We start from the raw sequence: 21807 nt of genomic DNA, 5'->3' as shown, positions 1-21807 counted from the left end.
CGATAAATCAGAAATTTTATCTGACTAAAAAATTGAGTTTTCACTTTCTTTATTCGTTGAAATCTTCTTCTTCAGGTTGAGGTTTTTATTGTTATTAACGCAGTTCCTCCGGAGGAAGCTACCTGACAGCTAATAGCTGAATGCTTACAAAAGTTCTTTATTTAGATTTAGATTACTTACAAATGTTTAAACTTTTCGGTATACACCAAACTCCCATCCTGAAAACTATTAAACATTGGCTATTAGAAAACAGCCGAGTATTAATAACAGCATCAACCTCCGCTGGTATCGTTATACTTTTACGTTCATTAGGTCTTTTGCAAACTTGGGAATGGAAGCTTTATGATAATTTTTTTTGTCTCAGACCTACAGAACCATTAGACTCTCGAATTGCGATTGTAGAAATTACTGAAGCAGATATACAAAAGTATGGCTATCCCATTAACGATCAATTGCTAACAGAATTATTGTACAAATTAAACTCCCTTCAACCTCATGCTATTGGTTTAGATATATATCGTGATTTACCTCAAGAACCAGGTCATGAAAATTTAGTAACAGCTTTGGAATATATCCCCAATATAATTGGAATTGAAAAAATCGGAATCGGCAATAATTTAGGAGTAAAAGCTCCTGAAATTTTGCATCAAAAACAACAAGTAGGTTTCAATAATCTAATTGTTGATGCTGATGGAACTATTCGTCGTAGCTTTCTTTATATCTTTCCAGAAAATGAAAAATTTCGCGAAAGTTTTCCATTGAAACTTGCTTTAAGTTATCTTAGAGCAGAAGGAATTGAACCAAAAGCAGCTAATAAAGCTAATGATTTGCAGTTAGGTTTAGCAGTATTTAATCGTTTAAAAAGAAATGATGGAGCTTATATTAGAGCTGATGTAGGTGGCTATCAATTTTTAGCAAATCCTAGAAAAACAGGTAGCTTTGATATAGTTACAATGGATGATTTACTCTCTGGAAATATAACTCTAGACTTATTCAAAAATAAGATTGTTCTGATTGGTTATACTGCTCCTAGCGTTAAAGATTTTCACATCAATTCTTATAGCGCTCGTTTATTCACTCGCCCAGAAAAAATATCTGGTGTAGAACTACAAGCTAATTTTTTGAGTCAGATTTTAAGTGCAGCACTTGATGGCAGAACAAATATTAAAGTTTTGCCTGAACCTTTAGAATGGTTAGTAATTATTATTTTTTCTTGGGTCGGTGCCAATCTAAATTGGAAATTGTTATTACCAAAAAAATCTATTTTAATTACTCTTTTTATCAGTATTGGTATTACAGGAATTTCTTATATTGCCTTCATTTTTAATGGTTGGTGGTTGCCTATAATTCCCTCAATATTCTCTCTTGGTGGTTCTGCTACAATGATTATGTTTCATCTTGCTTACTTAAGAGAAGAATGGCAGAAATCAACAGAATTTTTACACTCAGTTATTAATGCAATTCCTGACCCTATTTTCGTCAAAGACAAGCATCATCGTCGTATTGTTTTAAATGAAGCTTATAGTAAATTTATTGGTTATCCTGTAGAAAATTTACTAATTAAAAATGATTATGAATTATTTCCTGTCAATGAAGCTAATATATTTTGGGAACAAGATGAATTAGTATTTCAAACCTTTCAAGAACAGGAAAATGAAGAATGTTTTACAGATGGTCAGGGAGTTACTCACATAATTGCTACTAAAAGAACTCTCCATCAAGATGGAGCTGGAAATTTATTTCTAGTAGGAGTAATTAGAGATATTACTGAACGTAAAAAAATGGAAGAAAATCTCAAAGAAACAGCAGCAAAATTAAAGTCAGATAACGCGCAATTAAAGAAATTAGGAGATAGTTTACAGCATCAAGCTAATCACGATCCTCTGACGGGATTGCCTAACCGTAAACAATTTTATGAACGTTTCACTCAAATTATTGAGTGGGCAAATTTTAATGAAAAAATTGTAGGTTTACTATTTCTAGACCTCAATGGATTTAAAGCTATTAATGATAACTTTGGTCATGCTATAGGAGACATACTATTACAATTAGTATCACAAAGACTTCAAGGGTGCTTAAGGGGAGGTGATATAGTTTCTCGACTTGGTGGTGACGAATTTACCATAATTTTACCAGGTATTCCTGAAGAATTTGAAGTATCTAAGGTCATTGAAAAAATTTGCCAAACAATTAATCAACCTTTCAAAATAGAAGGCAATACTTTATCTGTAGGAATTAGTATTGGGGTTAGTTTTTATCCTCTTAATAGTCAGGATGTTGATCAACTAATTGATCAAGCTGATAATGCTATGTACAAAGATAAGAAAAGATATAAAAAACAACGTTAATTATTTAGGGCTAACTGATTAATTATCAAAGTTTTTACAGATAAAAGTTTGAGAATTTTTTTTGTCGAAAAAACTACCAGCTTTTAGTTTCCTTAGATTCAAAAATTTAGGGTTTTGGATTGACTATGATATCAAAACAGAACTTAGACAACGCAAGGCAATTTTGTCATTGCGTTAGAAAACTCCTGCATCCATCTATCTCCCCATCTCTCCACTGATTAGGGTTTTTTGAGAATGTCATAACTTTGTTGATGACTACTTATAAAAGATAGTTATTACCTAGCAAGTTTCCTCTGGGCAAAATTATTGATACATTTAATAGTAACTTATGAAGATTCTGTAAATCTTCATAGAAAAATTAAGTGCATACACTGGTATCATATCTTTATGGCTCAAGTTCATATTGTGGCTGTGATGTTTACACAAACAAATAGCCATTTTTCAGGCCAATAAAATTTAGTTGCTCTTTTCGTACTTTCTATCAGGGGATAACTTTTATGAATACGATCTTACCCACACAAAAAGGTATAACTTTTCTTACTCTGACTTTCATCTTGAGCATGATACCCAAACCAGTAATGGCAGTAACAGACATAAACCATTACTATACTCAAGTTGATACAAAAAATATTTCTATTACTTTTCAAATAGCATATACACCAGAACCAGGAGATCAAGGACAACCGGAAGATTCTCAAGAAGGTGGAGGAGGACGTTAAATAATGTTACTTAATCTGCTCTAACCTAATTAAAATGACGAAATTAAAGTAGGATAGTAACTTAGTAAGTTTTGAGATTTTATCGTAGGGAAAAGTTTTATCTAAGATAGTGCCGGATAATTGTCACTGTGAAAGATAGTCAAGTAATATCTAGAAAACTTTCTATTGCAATGTTAATTAGATGAAATATTCTATGAGGGGATTTGGAAACCAGACCTTAGCAAAAAAGGGATTTGGAAACCAAACCCCTAAAATTTTTTTATTAATTATTTTTTATTGCTGTATCTAAGCTTTTAACTTTCAATCTAATAGCTTAGATAACATTTTTCAAAGGAGTTGCTGGAAAAACTCAAACAGACAAGATAAAAAAATGACTAACTTTTAGCCTTTAGTCGTAGGAACCAGTATTCAATCTATAGTCACCTTCAATATAAACATCAGCAGGTGGAGTCACTGTAAAATTTTCCAGATTTGCTTCTAAAAGCTTTTTCTGTCTTTCAGTTAAACCAGGCATTTTTAGTACATCTTCTACCTTTTCGTAGGGAGCATTTTCTACTATCATCCCAGCTATAGTTGGAAACATTCCCCGGTATTTGCGAAAGCTTCGTAGAGGACTATTATTTAGATCGAGCTTTTCTCCTCCAATCTCTGCTAATTTTCTGTCGGCCTTGTTAGGTTGTACTGCTAAGATTGATACTGAAGGCCATGCAGTTAAACTTAAGTTACCAGCTTGAGCTTGTTGGTGTGGTAGTGCGATGAAACCTAGAGATAATCCAAGTATTACCAATACTCGTGCTATTTGCTTCATTTTTGTATTTCTCCCAATATTAAATATTTTTTACACAGCTTTTGGAAATTCTCCCAAAACTTTTGCTGAAGTGCAACAGTTTTGAAGGAAGTTTTGCTTTAATACAACCCAAAACTTCTGGTGCAGAATTTTTCAGAGTCACCCTTAAGGATTCTCATTATCCATGAATGAATGCTATGGGTATATTACCAGACTGTTGTATTGTTTCTGCTGATAATTTTTCTGCCCAACTATATGCCAAAATACTAACTTTTTGATTTTTTGGGAACCGTGCCTTCCTTCCACAAAAATCTGGTACTTTTTTTGACCTAAAAATGCTGAAACCTTTATTTTTCAATGTTTGTATATTTAGGGTTTGCGTATGAAAAGTCTGATGGTTAAAGTAGGGAGTAGGCAGTAGGCAGTAGGGAGTAGCGAGTCAACCCACCCCTAACCCCTCCCAGGAGGGGAATTTAGGAGGAATAGCAGTTATAGAGGAATTAGTTGGAATAATTGTCTCTTAATTTTTTTTGTTAAGGTAGGGAGTAGGGAATTATGACCTAAAAGCTGGTACTTTTTTTAGACAAACAACTTCCTAAAAGCTTTATATGTCAATACTTTCATACTTTTTCACCCAGCCCTATTTTATCAGCAGAGGAATAACTAGAACTTTTTTCAAGCTCGTGGGGTACTATTATCTTTTCTTCTCCTCTGTTCCCTGTTCCCTGTTCCCTATTCCCCCTATTCCCGGTTGCCTATTCCCTATTCCCCCTATTCCCTATTCCCCCTATTCCCGGTTGCCTATTCCCTGTTCCCTACTATAGAAAGTTTCTTAACTCAAGAAATTGTTGAGATTATTAAAAGTACCTGCATAAGTTATGGTTGGAAGATCATAGCCTTTCATATTCACTTCATACTCCTTGAATACTTGATGAAGATTTGCTAAATCGGAAATATATTCATAAGTACCTTTTCCTAGAGCTATATCCATACCTATTTCTTTTGTAGATGATTCCAGACGAAATGCTGCATTGACAGTATCCCCCAATGCTGTATAATCAGACCGCTCACTACTACCAGCATTACTTACTATCGCATAACCTGTATTTATTCCAGCTCCGACTCTGAGGGGAAAAGGTAAAGGATAAGTTCTACTTAATTCTTCTGTTACTTCATATATCTGTCTCAATGCTTGAAAAATACCCAGTATTTCTGTAGCGTTAACTCCCTGAACTCCATGGAACCAAACAGCCATCACTGCGTCACCTATATATTTATCTACCCAACTGCCATTATTACTAATAATGTTTCCTGCTTGCCGAAACCAAGTACCAATCACTTCAGATAATACCCTCTCATCTAATTTTCTCGTCAGAATTGTAAAATCTCTAATATCTATTACCATGACCGAAATTAAACGACGAGAGTGCAAAGTTGCTGTAAAACCCTGAGAATCAATATCAACCACTGATTCCGTATCCATTTCCAGTTCAGGACAATGAAATTTTAACTCTGTTTGACCAAATAATAGATAGTCTCCATCCTTCAGTGTAACAGGAATACTAACACGACGGCCATTTACAAAAGAACCATTTCGACTACCCAAGTCTATCAGATAAAAATCTCCCGTATCCATCTGCTGTATCATAGTGTGGTGACGGGATATCCATTGATCGGTTATGACAAAGGTGTTATCTTTACTTCTACCTATAGTCCAACAATTATTACCAACTAAAGGTAGGTAGCGATCGCCTGCTTCAGTCCGAAGCAATAGATGGGGAGGTTGCAAAGTCACGACATTAGCACTCATAGTAACACAGGCTTTAACTTGTGCGAATTATGTTGAAACTTTTATATAAACAGGACTTACGCAGAAACCGGGTTGATATACGAAATTTCCTGGTTTTAACAACAATATCACAGCAATAAACCCAGTTTCTTGGTCGGTTTCCGTAAGTCCTGATAAAAAACAACAATTTTCTACAATCTCAGTTTAACAGTTTACAAGGGTAATTATTAATTGTTAATTATTAATTATTTATAGTATTAAGCCACAACACCAGCCAATAAAAATAAACTGTCTACCAAAATTGTACTCAATACGGCTCCTCCAAATCCCCACCAGTATAATTTTTCTGACTGCAAAGGTGCTATACCAAATAGTAAAAGAATCCCGACTAAGACAATAATCCAACTGATGCCCCAGGAAGTGTTGACTAAAGTAAAAGCATTCTGAAATACTTCTAATGCCATTTGTGGTTCTACTTCCATTAACTGTCGCCAATAAGGGATCAGGCCAGTTATGAAGAAATATCCATCTGTCACTGCCGTACCAAATAGAGAACCTAAATAAAAACAGTTGCCGACCATATCTCGATTATTTCTCAGACACCAGAGGGCAAAAGGTACAAACATCGCTTCAACTGGTAAATGGAGGAATGGTTCATATCGTAGCCAACCCCAATATATGGAACCTGTGAACCAAGTCCAAGTAAACCCTAATAATAGATCGCCCCAGATATTAGTTGTTCTGTTTTCCAGCAATTTTAGACTTAGCCATAACCAAAACCCAGTCATAGCTAGGCTTAACCAAGGTAGTTGCCGTACCATAGGAGCTTGAAAAAATACTGGTACTGATACTAGAAAGACGGCAGTGGCAAAAACTGCCCATTTTTCGCTGATTCTAATTTTTTCGGAAACGGATATTAAAGAATTTCTGGCTGTAAAAGTTAGAAAAATACTCTTTATCATAACAATAAATAAGATTTTTAAACAAATTATTTTTAAGATTGTTTACTTAAATTTACTTTATTTAATATATCATAGCTGATATCCCCTATGGGGGGATCTTAATATTATCAAAATTTTTATGTCAGAAAAATTATCTGTAGGGGCAGTTTTTGTAGGGGCGGGTTGAAACAGGAATTTTCATAGTTAAGCCGAGATTTAACTAAACCCGCTCCCCTGACTACAAAATGAAAATACCGTTGATGGAAAAATACCCAAGGGGCGGTTCTGTAGGGGCGGGTTTAATCAGAGATTTTATGGCTTTATCTTAAATGTAACTAAACCCACCCTCTTTTCTACAACGCCAAAATGTGGTAAGTTAAATGTGGGGGCGGGTTGATGAACAATTCTAGATATGGGGGGCGGGTTTTTTTCAATTTATGAACCTTTCTGAAATCCCTGGGGAAACCCGCCCCTACAATCACTTTTAGGATTTCTTTCTCTGGAAGTTGTTTCTAGGGTTGACACTATTGGTTTTACCACGGGAGTAAGTAATCGAGATACGGAAGATGTTTATCGTTTTAAAGTTAGAAGGGAAGGTACGGTGAGTATTTTTGTGGATGCTTTTGTTCAAGATTTGGGAATTAAATTGTATGCTGAGGATGGAAGTGTAGTTAATCAGTCAAATGCGGAGGGTGTTAATCCTGAGATTATTCAGACTATTTTGGAAGCTGGTCTTTATTATGCGGAGGTTTTTCCGGTGGGTGGCAGTCGGACTAATTATAATTTGAGTGTGAATATTGTTAGTTAGGGAGTAGGGAGTAGGAAGAAGGAAGAGGGAAGAAAGAAGAGGGAAGAAAGAAGAGGGAAGAAGGAAGAGGGAAGAAGGAAGAAGTATCCCCCCTAACCCCCCTTCGGAAGGGGGGACAAGATGTTGGTTGCTGTTTAACTGGATTTTTTATTGGGCGATCGCTACTTTTACCATTTAATTTAAAATCTAGAAATGTAGGTTGGGTTGAGAAACGAAACACAACCTACGCTTACTTTAATTATTAATTATTAATTATTAATTATTAATAATTAATTATTAATTATTAATTATTAATTATTAATTATTAATTATTTAGTTCCTCTTTTTTCCCAAATACTAAACCACCATTTACACAATCAATTACCACAATATCTCCACTAAGAAATTTATTCTCTAAAATCAAATTTGCCAGAGGATTTTCTAATTCTTTTTGAATCGCTCTTTTCAAAGGTCGCGCTCCATAAACCGGGTCATATCCAACATCAGCAATGTGGTCTAAAGTTGCAGCAGTTAACTTCAAACTAATCTTTTGTTCCCCTAATAATCGTTCAATTCTCTTCACTTGAATTTCCACAATTTGCCGTAATTCACTCTTTCTTAAAGTGTGGAATAATATAATTTCATCCACCCTGTTTAAAAATTCAGGACGGAAATGTTTTCTGAGAGCTGCCATCGCCCGCTTATACATTTCCTCATACTTAGAATCATCTCCAGCTACATCCAAAATATACTCACTGCCAATATTACTCGTCATTACAATCACCGTATTGCTAAAATCTATCAACCTTCCTTGAGAATCAGTAATCCTACCATCATCCAATACCTGTAATAACACATTAAATACATCCGGATGTGCCTTCTCAACTTCATCAAACAAAATCACAGAATAAGGATGTCGTCTTACTGCCTCCGATAACTGCCCCCCTTGGTCATAACCTACATATCCAGGAGGCGCACCTACCAACCGAGAAACCGCGTGCTTCTCCATATATTCGGACATATCAATGCGAACTAAAGCATCATCCCGGTCAAATAAAAATCCTGCTAACGCCCGTGCTAACTCAGTTTTACCCACTCCAGTCGGACCTAAAAACATAAACGAACCGATCGGTCTTCCTAGGTCTTTCATTCCTGCTCTAGCTCTCCTAATAGCTGCTGCTACAGCAGATACAGCTTCCGACTGCCCAATAACTCTTTGATGTAAATGTTTTTCTAGTTGGAGCAACTTCTGCCGTTCGGACTCCAATAAACGGTTTACCGGAATACCAGTCCACTTAGCAACGATACTGGCAATATCTGCATCAGTCACTTGCTCCCGCAGAAAAGAGGAACCTTGAGCTTGAACCTTTAATAACTCTGCTTCTTTGGCTTCGCGCTCCCGATGTACAGTTTCTAGTTCTCCATATTTCAACTGAGCTGCCCTATTCAAATCATAAGCTCGTTCCGCTTGTTCTATTTGTACCTTAATTTTATCTTCTTCTGCTTTAAGGGAGTTAATAGCATTCAACAACTCTTTTTCCCCGGACCATTTAGAAGAAAATTTTTCCTGCTTTTCTTTTAAAGTATTAATTTCATTAGTAATGCGCTCTAAAGCAGGAGATACTTTTACAGATGAGGTAGCATCAGCATTTTTATCCTTATTATTCCCTTGCAACTCTCCTTCAATAGAAAGTTTCTCCATTTCTAACTGCATTATTCGTCTGTCAATAGCTTCTAACTCCACTGGTTTAGAAGTAATTTCCATTTTTAATTGAGCAGCAGCTTCATCTACCAAGTCGATCGCCTTGTCTGGCAAAAAGCGGTCAGAAATATAACGATTAGACAAAGTAGCAGCAGCAACCAAAGCAGTATCAGTAATTTTTACCCCGTGGTGAGTTTCGTAACGGTCTTTCAAACCGCGCAAAATAGAAATAGTATCCTCTACACTAGGTTGACCAACCTCTACCTTTTGAAACCGACGTTCCAGAGCAGCATCCTTTTCTATATGTTTCCGATATTCATCAATAGTCGTAGCTCCAATACACCGGAGTTCCCCACGAGCCAGCATTGGTTTCAGTAAATTTCCCGCATCTACCCCCGAACCATTACCTCCTCCGGAACCTGCACCAACTACCGTGTGTAACTCATCAATAAATAAAATAATTTGACCATCCGAATGAGTCACTTCCCGTAAAACCGACCTAAGACGTTCTTCAAATTCTCCTCTGAACTTTGCCCCAGCAATGAGACTACCCATATCCAGACTAATAAGTTGTCGTTCCTTCAGAGACTCTGGTACATCCCCATTAATAATACGTTGAGCTAAACCCTCAGCGATCGCTGTTTTTCCCACCCCCGGTTCCCCAATCAGGACAGGATTATTTTTTGTCCGTCGAGACAAACAACTAATTACCCGACGAATTTCTTCATCTCTACCAATAACCGGGTCTAGTCTACCAGCTTTTGCTAATTCTGTCAACTCCTTTCCATACTTTTCCAAAGCATCATAAGTAGCTTCTGGGTTTTGGTCTTCAACTTTACTACTACCTCGAACTGCTTTAATAGCTGTCTCTAATTCTTCTAATTCAACTTTTGGGTTAGTTTGGGGGCGTTCAAAACCGGGGCGAGTTGGTAGTTGGGGAGTACCACCACCACCAATAAGTTTATTACCCAAACGTTTATCTTGGTGAAAAGCAATTAAAAGATGTTCAACAGCAATAAATTTATCTTCCCATTTTTCTCTAGCTGCTTCTGCCAAGTCTAAAAAAATTTCCAGACCTTGCCCTAAGTAGAGATGTTCTATACTACCGACTCTAGGTTGGCGTTTCGCAAAAGCATCTACTTGTTGTTGTAGTCGTTCTGCTTCTATACCAGCACGGTTTAAAATTTTATTGGCTGTGCCCTTTTGTTCCAGGAGGGCAAGAACTAAGTGTTCTACTTCTAGTTGTTGGTTTTGGTAGCGTTTAGCAACATCTTGGGATTTTACTATAGCATCCCAGGCTTGTTCTGTAAATCTACTTGGGTCAGTTGGCTGCATTTGAACTATTCTAAAATTTTTCTTTCTATTTCTATATTGTTTTGTATAGCACTTAGAAATAATTTGGGATAATATTAATAGTTTTGTAGAATTAGCTTACTACTTTTTACTTACACTTTATGCAAATATTAATACTAATTAAATAAGTTATAATACTAGGGAGTAGTTAGGAGTTAGGATTTAGGGGAGTTATTGAGGAAGTGGTTATTTTAGTTGTCAGTTAGACTCCCAGGGAGGAACTGCGCTAATAGTAGCTGACAAATGTGTCCAGAAGCTAGAAATACTGAAGTTTTTTTTTCTTCCCCTGGAAAGAGCAAGAGACCTGATTTTTTTTAGTTAGAAAAATAGTCAAAGTAATTTTCATACATTGTTTAACCCCAAAAAAATACTTACTTTTTCAGCTCGCTTTCACCGAAAACCTAGTATTTTTTCAATACTAAAAAAACTTACCTTTATCTCTCAATTCTTTTAGACTTAATCAGTAAACCCTATTTCATCAATAGATAATTAATAGTGTAATTCTCTTTTCCTAAAAGCGATACTTTATGTATGAGAAAACAACCTCTAACTAGGGCTAGCTGATTAAATTTCAAACTTTTAATCATAAATATTCTAGCCTTTTTAGGTTATAAAAAACTGCGCTTGTTTTCTGTATAACAATACTCCAAAAGTTTAGTCTTGTGGTTAGACAAGGGCAAAAAATCAAGGTATAAAACGTCTCCAAGTATCGATAAATAAACAAAAAACATCTTTTCAGCTAACCCTCTTCTTTTTTATAAGAAGAAAAGGTCATTATTAATTATTAATTGTTGAATCCCTAACTTCTTTACCTCTGAAAAAGACTTTTTCAGCCAGGCGTAATATAGCCTTTTCCTTCATTTTGCTCCGCATTTCCCTATCATAAAAAGGGTTTCAATATTGATGCAAATAATACTAGAAAGGCGCGGACATAGGCGGAGTTTCTATGGTAGATTTTTCAGTATATTTTTTCTCTATTAGTTCTACTTTATATCCATTTGGGTCTCCACATTTTTTCTCTATTAGTTCTACTTTATATCCATTTGGGTCTTCCACAAAAGCAATAACTGTAGAACCATGTTTCATTGGTCCTGGTTCTCTAGTAACCTTTCCTCCTTTGGCTTTGATTTTTTCACAAGCGCTATAGATATCATCAACACCCAAAGCAATATGGCCATAAGCATCGCCCAAATCATATTTATCGACACCCCAGTTATAGGTTAGTTCTAATACTGCATTGTCTGATTCATTGCCATAACCAACGAAAGCCAAAGTAAATTTGCCATCAGGATACTCTTTTTGGCGTATTAGTTTCATGCCGAGGACATCACAGTAGAATTTCAGAGATTCTTCTAAGTTGTTGACTCTCAGCATAGTATGTAATATTCGCATGGTCTACTCCTTATTCCTTCACTACATTTATAATTCTACATTTTGAGGCAATTTGGTTAATATGGGGAGTTTAAGTCAAAATTCAAAATTCAGAAGTCAAAAGTTAGCCAGGAGTGAAATTTTTGCCATTGACCAATAAATCAGTTCTTCAACCGTAGAAGTCAAAATTTAGAAGTTAGAAGTTATACCAAGTCCAGTTATTATAGGCTGATTACGGTGTGAAGTAAAAAGTAAAGCTCAATTATTCAGAATTAAATGTTTCTAGGTATCTTGCCCGCGATGGGTATACCTCACGTCTGGTGGAATCCGCTGTCATTGATAACTAAATTGTCAATTTTCCCAAGTAGGATAGCGAATAATATTTTTTACTTCTGTTTTTTTTTATACTTAAAGTCCTGAAGTCCCTCTAATTTTAGTTTTCTTTCCGCTACAGCTTGGTCAATTTTTTTTACTCCTTCTAATGAGATTAGTGACCTACATTGACTAACTAAACTCTGCCAATTTAGTAGTGTTTGTATGGAATTAGAATCTTCTATTTTTTTGACATAAAACTGTGCCCAAAATTTAGGTACATACTTTTGTTTTCTAGTTTTTATTCGCTTTCGCCATTTAGCAAAATCACCTTGTCTTGGTGGTTCTACTCCTAAAATAGGTGGCATATCAGCATAACTAACAAATGTACTTTTTCCTTTGCAGACAACATGAATTACATATTTCCAACAGCTAATTTTATAAATATGCTCTGATTTAATTCCTAAATGAAATGATAATGCCTCTCTAGTTACAAATCTACGCAAAGGATGACTATCAGTATATTTATTCGCCATAGTTTTTTTCATAAAATATACCCTTATATTAAATATATTATTGTGGCCTTAGTTTTTGATCTATTTTTATATATTTCTATATTAAATAATGCTTGGCTATTTTGTCAACTTACAAAAGTAAGCTAATTTTTTTTCTCAGAAATTAATCAGAAGTCCATGAATAGATAGAGAATAAAAAGTATAAAAACTAACTTATGTAAAATTTTGTCAAAAATATGAATATTTCTTAGGAAAATGTAAAAATAAATACAGAAATAAAAATAGAATTTAATGCTTCTAGCCTCAACCGGAGATACTGTTAACAGAATTAAAAATCCAGAGGCTTTTCGTTATGTGTAGCAAACCAATAATTGATAACTGAGATCACAAAAGGATATGAGAATATGAAACTAAAAATAAATAATAGTTTTTCAAATAATCAAGAAGACCTCCCCACTATTAATATTATGCCTGGGGAAGATGTGGAGAAATACAGAGGACAAAATAGAGGTCAAGGTTGGAACTATCCTTACCCTAGACATATACCCAGACATGGACATCCTCCTCAAAAGACGGTTTGTAGTATGAAGGAACCTTTAAGCAAGGAAGGACAAAATACTTTGATTGTTCAAGCAGCGATACAACAGCACGTTGAAGCCAAAAATAATACAGCTCAGGTTGACAAGATAAATTTGTGTAATATTTTGGAACGCCAATATTTATTAGCTAAGGCAAGAGGAGACGAAAAGTTATTGTCTTTGTTAAAAGATGAATGGCAATGTATGTCTTGTGGATAGGTTTAATAATGAATAATGAATAATTAATTATTCATTATTAGGGCTAGCTGATTAAACCTGAAAGTATTTAAGAATAAAGGTTTTAGCCTTTTTATGTGGGAAAAAGTACCTGGTTTACGGTTCCCGAAAAATCAGCTCAACCATGCACGGTTCCCGAAAAATCAAAAATTTACCATTTTCGGCTCATCGTTGGGCAAAAAAAATTACTCCCCTACTCCCCTACTCCCCTACTCCCCTACTCCCCCATTTCCCTATTTCCCTACTCCCTATTTCCAGCATGATAAGAACTACGAACTAAGGGACCTGAACGAACATGAGAAAAGCCCATTTGTTTAGCGATCGCCCCAAGTTGGTCAAACTCTTCTGGTGTCCAATATTTTTGCACTGGTAAATGTGCTAGGGAAGGTCGCATATACTGACCTAGAGTTAGGCGATCGCATCCCACTTTTCTCAAATCTCCCATTGCTTCTATTACTTCAGTTTCTGTTTCTCCATGTCCCAACATTAAACCAGACTTAGTGGGAATACTAGGGTTTAATTCCTTTACAACTCTTAATACATCCAGCGATCGCTCATATTTGGCTCCACGGCGAACCGGGCCTTGCAATCTAGAGACCGTTTCAATATTATGGTTATAACAAGCAGGTTCAGCATTTACTACAATCTGAATCCGTCTTTTTTGCCGTTCAGCGAGAGAAACAGACATATCAATACCCACTCCATCTTTACCCCCCCAAAAATCAGCAGTTAGGACTTCTATTTTTGCCTTTGAGTTCCGCTCTCTAATGGCCCTCATAGTCGCGACAAACCAACTAGCACCACCATCTGGTAAATCATCCCTAGCCACAGAAGTTAGTACCACATATTCCAAACCCAACATTTCTACAGCTTCAGCTACTTTTTCTGGTTCCTTTGGGTCTAAGGGCATTGGAGCGTGACCCTTATCCACTTGACAAAACGCACAAGACCTGGTACAAACAGGACCCATCAATAAAAAAGTAGCAGTCTTCTGGGCATAACACTCACCTCTATTTGGGCACCGACCTTCTTCACAGATTGTATGAAGTTGACGCTGCTTGATAATTTTCTGGACAGTAGAAATTTCACTAGCTTTTCCCAAAGAAGGTCGCAGCCACTTTGGCATACTCTGAATTTGAGATTTCATCTTTTTTGATTGACTATTTTTTTGTAGCCTTGACATTTTTCAGACTTTGTGAAGTTACGAAAATAAGGGATTACTAAACCTCACAAATTAGGTTTTTTGCTTATGGGGTATCCATACTTTCAATAATTAATAATTAATAATTAACAATTAACAATTAATAATTAGCTATTATTATAAACAAAGAGGATTGACTAAAAGGAATTTTTCTTCTTTTCTTGGTCGATTGGATATTCCGTACTTGCGGAGTGGCTGTGCAAGAGGGCATTTTCTCAACATCCCACCCTTTGGGAACCTTTCATAAAAACCGCTTTTTCTCCATAAAATGGAGAAGGTTTAGACCTTGATTTTTTGGTAAAGCTCTTAACCTTTTTTAGGTTTTACAGTGAATCTACTGGACTATTTCAACTAAAATAATTAGGTGGGATTTTGGAGTGGATTTATTTCATCTGATGGTCAAAATCATAAATTACACTATAACCCACCCCTAGTTATTGCTAGTTATTGTATGTACCATTTTAGATGGGTCAGTCCACTATAATCACTTGTTAATTTAGATAGCTCGCTTAGATATAGCTAGAGCATATATCATAAGTCATAGTAAAATAACATATTAATGCCAGAAGTGCAATATTTATCTATCTATAAAATTAAAGAAGGTCTGAAAGCAAGGATATGATGAAAAACTAATTGTAAGTTTCTTTAATTTAGAGTCGGTGGATATTGATCAATATTGGTTAATATTAAAGCCAAGATTTAGTTATACTGATGGCTAACTATAAGAACTTACGCCAACTAACCAAGAAACAGGGTGTATTAGTTTAAATTATTCTCTTGAGATGAAAAAATTTCGTTGATAAACCCAGTTTCCGCGTAAGTCCTAACTATAAGCATTATAGATAAAATTAATTTGAAAATATTAACTCATCATTGGAGGGGCAAGCTGTGGCAGGACACAAAATTTTAGTTATTGATGATAGTAAAGTTATTAGAGTTAGAGTTAAGGAAATGCTTCCTCAAGGAAACTTTAATGTTCTAGAAGCAAAAGATGGCCAAGAAGGACTCAAATTTATTGTAAAGGAACGTCCTAACTTAATTATGTTGGATTTTCTGCTGCCTAAAGTAACTGGTTGGCAGGTATTTCAAAAAATTCAATCCCAACCTCAATTAAAAAAGATTCCTCTAGTCCTTATGTCTGGTCGTAAGGAAGAGGTAGCAGAAAAAATTCCTGAACCTTTTGAGAAACATTATTTTGCTTTTCTAGAGAAGCCTTTTGAGCAAAAAGAATTAACAGCAGCTATTCAATTAGCCTTTAAGTTATCCAAACAACGGCCTACGGAGGATACTTCAAATAATGTAGCAGAAGCGGGAGATGGTTCTGGTAAAATTCAGGAATTGGAAGCTCAAGTTAAGAAAATGGAAGCTGAAATTGCTGGATTGAAAAAACAAATGGCTCAAGTTGTGACTATTGTCAAAAAGTTGAAAAAGTAGTCCAGTAGTAGACTGTTAATGAAGTCAGAAGTCAGAAGTGAGGAGTTGTTTTTGTAACGGGGATTTGAGCAAAGCTCTAAAAACGTTTCGCCGATTCCCATAGGGAATGCTGTGCAATCAAGGTGGGGTGGCAGGACTCAATTATTTTTTTGACAAAGCTAATTTTGTGCATTAGGGCGGGTTTACTTAAATTTAGGTTGAGCATTGAACTTTCAACTAAAAATCCGCCCCTACTATTTATTGGACTATTTTAGATGTGTTACAGCCCTTTCCGCTGCTGGTGAGGTACACCCCCATACGGGCAAGATGCACGGTTCCCGAAAAATCGCACTACAATACTTTCACCATTTATCCTGTAATCTCATTTGTCCGAAATATGCTGTATGTAACTACTAGACTAACACACCTAAAAATGTGGTAGACAATTTCATCTTAAATGTTGGATTAGAAAATGAAGTCATGGGGTGATGGGGTGATGGGGTGAAGAAAAAAGCTAATAGACATCTCCAAAAAATTCCTTCTTCCTATTGCCCCCATACCTCTTTTCTGGAGATGCCTAATGCACTATTTTATTTAGGTAAAACAATCCACTGAGGTAAACATGAAAATTTCCACTAAAAGTGGCCCCTACTATTTATTGATGTGTCATATCAACGCTTGCTTTGGAGAATAAGATTATACTATAAGTATTGGCGAAAACTCCTAGTTTGTAGAGGGTACGGTTCCCGAAAAATTGGAGACCCAACCCCTACGGGAAATGAATCATACCGATACTACCGGATTTGATGTCACACTACTACTAGGCTTCCTTCCTTCTTCCCTCTTCCTTCTTCCTTCTTCCTTCAATTATGCTATTAGACTCAGAATTTATCGCTCTACTCAAAAGTTCTACCCCTCGACTCCTGAATTTACTGGAGGGTTTTTCTCAAGTTAAAGTCTTAGTGGTCGGAGATTTAACCCTGGATGAATTTATGACTGGTCAAGTCGAACGCATTTCTCGTGAAGCACCTGTATTAATTTTGCGTCACGAAAATACAGACCGAGTACCAGGGGGTGGTGCTAATGCCGTTTATAATTTTGCTAAGTTGGGCGCTAAGGTTCGGGTTGTTGGTTTGGTGGGAAAGGATGAACAGGGTATGGCGCTGCGTCAGATTTTTGATGATGCTGGTGTTGATACTACTGGTATTTTAGTTGATTCTGACCGCCCGACGGTGACTAAAACTAGAATTTCTGGTCATGCTCGCCAGTCTGTGACTCAACAAATAGTTAGGGTGGATCGCAAGTCTGATGATTTGCCTGGTGTTGATTTACAATCACAGTTAGCAGAGTTGATTCAGCAACAAGTTGGTAAGGTGGATGCAGTGGTTTGTTCTGATTATGGGGATGGGGTTCTGACTAAACCTACTATTGAAGCGAGTGTTTCTCATTCTCACAGAATTATTGTTGATACTCAGAAAAATTTGGAACGTTACAGGGGCGCAAGTTTGTTTACTCCTAATCTTCCGGAGGCGGAGCATGCGGTGGGATATACTATTTCTGATTTTGATACTCTTTATCGCGCTGGGAGCGATCTGTTAAAATTAACGGATGCACAACAAATTTTGATTACTCGTGGTGACGAAGGTATGAGTTTGTTTGACCGTCTAGCTCCTTCTGAGTTTTCTCCTCCTCCTTTTACTATTTCTGGAAATGGGGGTGAGAGTATCTATTGTTGGCATATTCCTGCTTTTAACCGGACTGATGTTTTTGATGTCACTGGTGCTGGAGATACTGTAGTGGCAGCTTTAACTTTAGCTTTGGGTGCTGGTGCTTCCACTTGGGAAGCAGCGGTGATAGGAAATTTGGCTGCTAGTGTGGTGGTGCGTAAGTTTGGTACGGCAACTACAACGGTGGATGAGTTGCGGGAAACTTTGGAGGTGCTTGTTGGTTAGAAATGTGGAGAGTTTAGGATATTTGGGAGGAAACAGCTTTAATATGAACTATATTGTAATTTACGATGGGAATTGTAATTTATGTGTAACTTTAGTACAAGTCTTAGAAAATATAGATAAAGGTCAACTATTTGAGTACATTCCGATGCAAGATTTAGAAGCATTAAATCAATTTGGTATTACTGCTGAAGATTGTGAAATGGGAATGATTTTAATTAATAAAAATGTACCAGAATCTCGGTGGCAAGGTAGTGATGCAGCAGAAGAAATAGGCAGATTATTACCTACAGGAAATGCCTTTGTCGCAGCATATCGTGCTTTACCTGGAGCAAAATGGATAGGCGATCGCTTTTATGAACAGATTAGAGATAATCGTTATACAATTTTTGGTAAACGTTCTACTACTTATTATTCACCTTATCCAGTTGGTTGCAAAGTGTCTTTATCTGAGTTAGGGAACAAAAAGTAGGTAGAAACGTTGCATACAACATCTCTAAATCTTAACTCTTAACTACTTTCTACTCCCTACCCTATGAAAAAATAGCAATAGGAAATTCGGTCATAGATTTCAATATGGGTTGAGCAGCGTCCTTATATTTGCAGGCGATCGCCTAGCTTAAGTATTTCGATAAAAGGCAAAAGTCTTATGTATCTTGGGATGGTTTTTTTGATGTCTGTCAATATTTAGCTAATCTTTGGCGCTAATGTAGGGAAACCCCTACACAATAAAGACATTTCTAGAAACTTTATTATAATTACAAGGAACTGAAAATGCCCTATAGTGAATTTAAAACCATAGCTGAGGTGCGCGATCGCTTTAACTTAAAAGTAGACGAGTCAAAAAATTTATTTGCTGATATTCCTCCTATCGAAGTCAGCACATTTCTACAACAAATTTTAGAAAGAAATATTCCCCTCGCTAATGCTATCAATACCGAAAAAGCTCGCTCTGAACTTTTAATTGCTCCCACCCTATTGGAAGTTCGACATATTCATCAAAATGAAGTAGGTTTTTTTTCGGGTTCAGAATTTAATATCGATCCTGAGTTAGGATTAAACGGTTATTGTGACTTTATCTTAACAGCTTCCAGAGAAATTTATGAAATATGCCAACCAGTATTTACATTAGTTGAAGCCAAAAATGAAAATATTAAAGGAGGTTTAGCCCAGTGTATGGCAGAAATGATTGCTGCTCAAAAATTTAACTTGAAAAAAAATATTAATTTGTCCATTTATGGAGCCGTAACTACAGGAACAATTTGGCAATTTCTCATCTTAGAAGGCAATCTTCTCTGTATCGATCTGCGTGAATATTATATCAGAAATACTGACAAACTTTTGGCTATTTTGTCTTATCCTTTTCAGAAATATTTCTCCACAAATGCTGACAAAATTAAAATAAAATAAAATAACTAAAGAAAACTTTCTAATAGTATAAATTTTCATGTATTGTGTCGTTATGCTGTAATTAAATTAATCTTCTAATGAATACAAATTCAGAAAACTTTAATAGTAAAATTTCCCGCAGAAAAATCCTTAACTATGGCAAATTTGCTTTAGCAGCAGGAGCAACAAGTTTAGCTGTTAGTTGTCAAACCAAAAATATTGAGCAAGCAAAAGCCACACCAACAACACTTGCCAAAATTGAAGTTTCTCCAGAAATGTCTCCAGATGAAATTTTGGAAGTATTAATGGCAGGAAATCAAAGATTTGTACAAAATAAACTTACAAATCCCAATGTAAGTATGGCTAGAGTAACAGAAGTTGCTGATGGTCAAAACCCCTTTGTTACTATTCTTTCTTGTGCAGATTCTCGTGTACCTGTGGAGATACTTTTTGACCGAGGTTTTGGAGATTTATTTGTGGTTAGAGAAGCAGGAAATATTGCTACTCCAGAAGAAATTGGTAGTATAGAATATGGAACTTTTGTATTAGGTTCAAAAGTATTGATGGTATTAGGACATGAAAATTGTGGGGCAGTTCAAGCAGCAATGGCTGAAAAACCTCTTCCTGGTCAGATTGGTAGTATAGTTGCAGCAATTAAACCTGCTGTAGAAGCAGCTAAAAATCAACCTGGAAACCCTGTAGAAAATGCGGTGAAAGCTAATGTTGTTGCACAAATGAAAATTATAAATTCTTCTCCATTAATTAGTCAGTTAGTAAAGGAAAATAAGCTCAAAGTTGTGGGTGGTTATTATGATTTAGATGAAGGAAAAGTTTCTTTAATAAGTTAGTATTCATATACTGGACTTACCCATGGACGCTATTAGTAGTGCATTGTTTCACCTAAAATAGTGCAAAGCGTAGGGGCGGGTTTGAGCCAGAATTTTCATGGTTACTCCAAGATTTATATAAACCCGCCCCCTAGGACAGTTGGCTATATCATGGAAGGCGGGTTTAGTGCGTGATATCATGGAAGGCGGGTTTAGCTAATTTATCGGTGAATACTCGTTAACTTAATAATGAAACCCGCCCCTACAAATTGGCTAAAACTCCTAGATTCTAAGGGTTTGGAGACCAAACCCCTACTCCGAGCGAATTATACCGTACCGGATTTGATATTAGCTCTCAGCAACAAAACTACTTCAAACAATAAAAAATAGGAATAATTGAATTAATCAAACATTCCTATTTTTTAATTTTTTTCAGTTTAGATAGATAAAATTATTGTCAGCATTCAGCTTTTAGCTTTTGAATTTAATAATTTACTACAGTTAGTTCGTTGCCTTTTTTTTTCCTACGAAATGCTACGAAAACATAAGTTTTAATTCTTTTTCGAGACTAACTCCTTCTTCAGTATGAAAGTGAGTTAATAACTCATAGTTGATAGCTGTTAACGCAGTTCCTCTGTAGGAGGCTAGCTGACGATTGAATGCTTATTTTTTTAAGTTTCAGAAGGAGAAGATTGACTCAGAAATGGAGTTAGATAAGCAGCTAAAGCACCAATCAGAAAAGCTGCAACATTACGAGTTAATGGCAACCAATCTGAAGTTCTCGATACTACTGGACCAATACCAAAAGCAATAAATAAAATTCCCCACAATGGAGAAAATATTAACGCCCATTGCCAAGAAAAGGCTTGGTTTGATTTACGAGGTTGAGCTGCAAAGCCACAAATTAATCCACCAATAGCTGATGTAATTAAAGTTAAAATCCACTGTTCCCGTGGTAAACCTGGTACGACGTTACAACCACCTTGACGTAAACAAATTTTGATAGATTCTAATGATTGAATAATTGATTGGTCTTCACCTTGATCTCGCACAAAAAATTGATTACCGTAGCGAGTTTGCAACTCTACCCAAAATGTCCGGGGCAAAAATTGATAGAGAGCGCGACCGACATTAAAGTTAAGAATATTACCACCACGGGAGTCCGCTACTAACAATACACTGTTATTATCAAGTCCCCAAAAATCTTTAACTGCTCTACCTGGGGTACTGTCAAATTGAGTTAGAACTCTCAGTTTCCAACCAGTTTCTGTTTCAAATTGTTCTAAGTCTTTGGCTAGTGATTCTTCTTGAATGTCTGTGAAAGTCCTAGCTAGGTCAATAATTGGTGTTTGCTCTGCTGGAAGTAAATCTGGGTTGTCGTAAGCTTGAGCAACTTTTGGAGCTAGAGCGAAAGTTGATAAAGCTAGGAAGATGGCTGTAATTGACACAAAAAGTTTTTTTGAAAAAAGTTTTATCATTGTATGTTTTGTTTATATCCAAAAAGTGGACAATAAATGTTTGTTTTAAAAATGAAAGGCAAAAATCTTATATTTCTTTACAATTATTTACTTTAACTCATAATTATACAA

Annotated in this window: 18 protein-coding genes; 9 read left to right on the top strand and 9 right to left on the bottom strand. The window is 36.0% G+C overall.

Annotated features, from left to right (window positions below; all coding sequences use genetic code 11):
- Positions 1-140 precede the first annotated feature (140 nt).
- Together VKJ25_RS01875 and VKJ25_RS01870 are read left to right on the top strand one after the other, a co-directional pair.
- Positions 141-2348 carry a CHASE2 domain-containing protein gene (locus VKJ25_RS01875; protein ID WP_324234927.1) on the top strand — a complete coding sequence of 736 codons (2208 nt, stop codon included), beginning with the start codon at positions 141-143 and terminating at the stop codon, positions 2346-2348.
- Positions 2349-2845: 497 nt separating this feature from the next.
- A complete protein-coding gene (locus VKJ25_RS01870; RefSeq protein WP_324234926.1) occupies positions 2846-3067 on the top strand; it encodes a hypothetical protein in 222 nt (73 codons plus the stop codon).
- A 388-nt stretch (positions 3068-3455) separates the two neighbouring features.
- Here VKJ25_RS01870 and psbU read toward each other — a convergent pair whose 3' ends face one another.
- The 4 genes from psbU to VKJ25_RS01850 form a co-directional block, all read right to left on the bottom strand.
- Positions 3456-3875, bottom strand: coding sequence for a photosystem II complex extrinsic protein PsbU (gene psbU / locus VKJ25_RS01865; protein WP_324234925.1), 420 nt, complete (start codon positions 3873-3875; stop codon positions 3456-3458).
- A gap of 157 nt (positions 3876-4032) precedes the next feature.
- Complete coding sequence (locus tag VKJ25_RS01860; protein WP_324234924.1) at positions 4033-4212, bottom strand: hypothetical protein; 180 nt, start codon at positions 4210-4212, stop codon at positions 4033-4035.
- 474 nt (positions 4213-4686) lie between these two features.
- Positions 4687-5664: an adenylate/guanylate cyclase domain-containing protein gene (locus tag VKJ25_RS01855; protein ID WP_324234923.1), complete on the bottom strand. Its 978-nt coding sequence runs from the start codon at positions 5662-5664 to the stop codon at positions 4687-4689.
- 236 nt (positions 5665-5900) lie between these two features.
- On the bottom strand, positions 5901-6605 hold the full coding sequence (locus VKJ25_RS01850) for a DUF3120 domain-containing protein (protein WP_324234922.1): 705 nt from the start codon (positions 6603-6605) through the stop codon (positions 5901-5903).
- 580 nt (positions 6606-7185) lie between these two features.
- On the opposite strand from VKJ25_RS01850, the gene VKJ25_RS01845 reads away from it, so the two are divergent.
- A complete protein-coding gene (locus tag VKJ25_RS01845) occupies positions 7186-7392 on the top strand; it encodes a hypothetical protein (protein WP_324234921.1) in 207 nt (68 codons plus the stop codon).
- A 304-nt stretch (positions 7393-7696) separates the two neighbouring features.
- On the opposite strand, the gene clpB is transcribed toward VKJ25_RS01845, so the two are convergent.
- From clpB to VKJ25_RS01830, 3 genes are all read right to left on the bottom strand, one after another.
- Positions 7697-10408 carry an ATP-dependent chaperone ClpB gene (gene clpB / locus VKJ25_RS01840; RefSeq protein ID WP_324234920.1) on the bottom strand — a complete coding sequence of 904 codons (2712 nt, stop codon included), beginning with the start codon at positions 10406-10408 and terminating at the stop codon, positions 7697-7699.
- Between the two features lie 933 nt (positions 10409-11341).
- Entirely contained in the window at positions 11342-11818 is a 477-nt protein-coding gene (gene gloA, locus VKJ25_RS01835) for a lactoylglutathione lyase (RefSeq protein WP_324234919.1), read from the bottom strand.
- A gap of 365 nt (positions 11819-12183) precedes the next feature.
- Positions 12184-12645: a hypothetical protein gene (locus VKJ25_RS01830; RefSeq protein ID WP_324234918.1), complete on the bottom strand. Its 462-nt coding sequence runs from the start codon at positions 12643-12645 to the stop codon at positions 12184-12186.
- A 383-nt stretch (positions 12646-13028) separates the two neighbouring features.
- Here VKJ25_RS01830 and VKJ25_RS01825 point away from each other — a divergent pair, with 383 nt between their 5' ends.
- Complete coding sequence (locus VKJ25_RS01825; protein ID WP_324234917.1) at positions 13029-13421, top strand: hypothetical protein; 393 nt, start codon at positions 13029-13031, stop codon at positions 13419-13421.
- 259 nt (positions 13422-13680) lie between these two features.
- Here the strand turns inward: VKJ25_RS01825 and lipA are convergent, their stop codons facing one another.
- Positions 13681-14622, bottom strand: a complete 942-nt coding sequence (gene lipA / locus VKJ25_RS01820; RefSeq protein ID WP_324234916.1) for a lipoyl synthase — start codon at positions 14620-14622, stop codon at positions 13681-13683.
- A gap of 906 nt (positions 14623-15528) precedes the next feature.
- Here lipA and VKJ25_RS01815 point away from each other — a divergent pair.
- The 5 genes from VKJ25_RS01815 to VKJ25_RS01795 all read left to right on the top strand — a co-directional run bounded on the left by VKJ25_RS01815 (position 15529) and on the right by VKJ25_RS01795 (position 20239).
- Positions 15529-16074, top strand: coding sequence for a response regulator (locus tag VKJ25_RS01815; protein ID WP_324234915.1), 546 nt, complete (start codon positions 15529-15531; stop codon positions 16072-16074).
- A gap of 848 nt (positions 16075-16922) precedes the next feature.
- Positions 16923-18005: a bifunctional heptose 7-phosphate kinase/heptose 1-phosphate adenyltransferase gene (locus VKJ25_RS01810; RefSeq protein ID WP_324234914.1), complete on the top strand. Its 1083-nt coding sequence runs from the start codon at positions 16923-16925 to the stop codon at positions 18003-18005.
- 43 nt (positions 18006-18048) lie between these two features.
- On the top strand, positions 18049-18474 hold the full coding sequence (locus VKJ25_RS01805) for a thiol-disulfide oxidoreductase DCC family protein (RefSeq protein WP_324234913.1): 426 nt from the start codon (positions 18049-18051) through the stop codon (positions 18472-18474).
- 302 nt (positions 18475-18776) lie between these two features.
- The gene (locus VKJ25_RS01800; RefSeq protein ID WP_324234912.1) at positions 18777-19412 is read left to right on the top strand and encodes a hypothetical protein; all 636 of its coding nucleotides are present in this window, start codon (positions 18777-18779) and stop codon (positions 19410-19412) included.
- A 77-nt stretch (positions 19413-19489) separates the two neighbouring features.
- Positions 19490-20239 carry a carbonic anhydrase gene (locus VKJ25_RS01795; RefSeq protein ID WP_324234911.1) on the top strand — a complete coding sequence of 250 codons (750 nt, stop codon included), beginning with the start codon at positions 19490-19492 and terminating at the stop codon, positions 20237-20239.
- A gap of 650 nt (positions 20240-20889) precedes the next feature.
- On the opposite strand, the gene VKJ25_RS01790 is transcribed toward VKJ25_RS01795, so the two are convergent.
- Positions 20890-21696 (bottom strand): TPM domain-containing protein, encoded by an 807-nt coding sequence (locus VKJ25_RS01790; RefSeq protein ID WP_324234910.1) that lies wholly within the window; start codon positions 21694-21696, stop codon positions 20890-20892.
- Positions 21697-21807: the final 111 nt, after the last annotated feature.

The organism is Okeania sp. (genome assembly GCF_035285525.1).
Taxonomy (GTDB): domain Bacteria; phylum Cyanobacteriota; class Cyanobacteriia; order Cyanobacteriales; family Microcoleaceae; genus Trichodesmium.
This window is presented reverse-complemented; position numbering and strand designations above follow the sequence as displayed.